Origin of the sequence: Arthrobacter sp. Hiyo1 (genome assembly GCF_001263615.2) — a bacterium.
In the GTDB taxonomy this organism is placed as follows: Bacteria; Actinomycetota; Actinomycetes; order Actinomycetales; family Micrococcaceae; genus Arthrobacter.
The window spans coordinates 483,227-485,220 of the sequence record NZ_DF952470.1; the positions used below are offsets into that span (position 1 = coordinate 483,227).

Annotated in this window: 3 protein-coding genes; all 3 read left to right on the plus strand. The window is 65.4% G+C overall.

Translation table 11 applies throughout. The features are described from left to right. The coding region (locus tag AHiyo1_RS11120) for an MFS transporter (RefSeq protein ID WP_113990635.1) at nt 1-1,140 on the plus strand (1,140 nt) is incomplete at its 5' end. A gap of 61 nt (nt 1,141-1,201) precedes the next feature. After that, on the plus strand, nt 1,202-1,579 hold the full coding sequence (locus tag AHiyo1_RS11125) for a VOC family protein (RefSeq protein ID WP_059388606.1): 378 nt from the start codon (nt 1,202-1,204) through the stop codon (nt 1,577-1,579). 54 nt (nt 1,580-1,633) lie between these two features. Next, nucleotides 1,634-1,994: HAD family hydrolase (locus AHiyo1_RS11130; protein WP_113990636.1), on the plus strand; the 361-nt coding region annotated here is incomplete at its 3' end.

The window sequence follows — 1,994 nt, forward strand, 5'->3', positions numbered from 1 at the left end:
CTCATGCCGCTATCGCTCACCCTGCTGGTGGGCTCGGTCAGCGACAAGCTGCGCCCGCTCGCCATCGGCATCTGGGGCGGAGTCTCCGGCCTGGGTGTCGCACTGGGGCCGCTGATCGGCGGCGCAGTCGTGGAAGGCTGGAGCTGGGAAGCGATCTTCTGGCTCAACGTGCCCATCGGCATCCTGTCGATTCCTCTGGCGCTCTTCGCGCTGCCGAACAGCTTCGGCGCCCGCGTCCGCGCCGACGTCGTAGGCCTTCTTCTCTCCGGGCTCGGCCTCCTGGGGCTCGTCTTCGGCATTGTCCGGGGGAACGACGCCGGCTGGTCCAGCGCCGAAGTCCTCGCCGGCTTGATCGGTGGCGGCGTCCTGCTGCTTGCCTTCGTTCTGTGGGAATCCCGGGTCGCTGCGCCACTGCTTCCGCTCCGGCTGTTCCGCGACCGCAGCTTCACCGTGGCAAACCTGATCGGCTTGACCTTCAGCTTCGGGATCTTCGGGTCTGTCTTCATTCTCATCCAGTTCCTGCAGGTAGTGCAGGGCCACGGACCCCTCGCCGCAGGCGTCATGACGATGCCCTGGACGTTGGCCCCCATGTTCGTCGCACCGCTCGCCGGCCTGCTGGCACCGCGGATTGGCACCGGGACCCTGATGATCGCGGGCCTCGCCCTCCTCACGGCCGGCATGTTCTGGCTGGCCGGAGTCCTTTCCGCGACCGTCCCTTATGAAACCCTGGTGCCGGGCTTTGTTGCGGCCGGAATCGGTATGGGCCTGGTTTTCGCCCCGATGTCGACGGCGGTGCTCGCCAACATGCGCGCCGAGGACCACGCGAAGGCGAGTGGGACCAACTCCACTCTCCGGGAGATCGGTGTAGCACTGGGCGTGGCCGTCCTGACGGCAGTCTTCACGGGAGCCGGCGGCAAACTCACTCCCACCGGCTATGTGGACGCAGCCATTCCCGCCGTCTATGTTGGTGCGGCTGTGCTGGTCCTTGCCACGTTGGCGGCGTGGCTCCTTCCGTCCCGAGCCCGAGCCCGCGCGCAAGCTGAAACAGAAGTCGGCGTGGGCACCTGGGGAGGCGCCGCCGTCGAACTCGTCAACGCGGGGTCACTTACGGCCCAATTCGAGCAGCAACATGGGCCGTAAGTGACCCAGCGTTGTGCTCCGCCCCTACCGGTTTTCGGGCTCCGCCGATAGCCTTTGGCGCATGGACTGGAAACTTGAACTTGTGTTTGTCCCCGTGTCCGATGTGGACCGCGCCAAGGATTTCTACGTCAACAAAGTGGGCTTCAACGCCGACTACGACGAGCGGCCCATGGACGGTATTCGCTTCGTCCAACTGACTCCGCCCGGCTCGGCCTGCTCCATCTGCATCGGCGAGGGCCTCAACGACGCCCCTCCAGGCACCGCTCCCAGCCTGCAAATGGTGGTGGGGGATATCCAGGAGGCCCACAGCCAACTCAAGGCCAACGGCGTGGAAGTCAGCGACATCGACATCCAGGATTGGGGCCACTTTGTGTACTTCGCCGATCCGGACGGCAACAAATGGGCCGTTCAGTACATCCCCCACCGGCCCAACGGCTAGGACTCACACCGTAAGAGTTGGGCCGCAGACCGGCTTCAGCGGCAGGATGGATGCATGAACCTGCCTGCTGAAGCCGTGAAAACCCTGACCGTCCGGGCTGTCCTCTTCGATATGGACGGAACCTTGGTGGACTCCACCGCGATCGTGGAGCAAGTGTGGAGCGAATTCGCGGGCCGGTATGGACTGGACATCGAGGAGATCCTGCGGACTTCACACGGGGTCCAAGCCAAGGACACGGTGCGCCGTTTCGCTCCCGCCGGAGCTGACATCGACGCGCTCGCGGAGGAACTCGGCGAGATGGAACGGACCCGGACGGACGGGATCGTTGCGTTGCCCGGAGCCGCGGAACTGTTGCGGTCCTTGCCTGCCGACGCCGTCGCCATGGTCACCTCGGCCGATCGGATCCTTGCCGGGG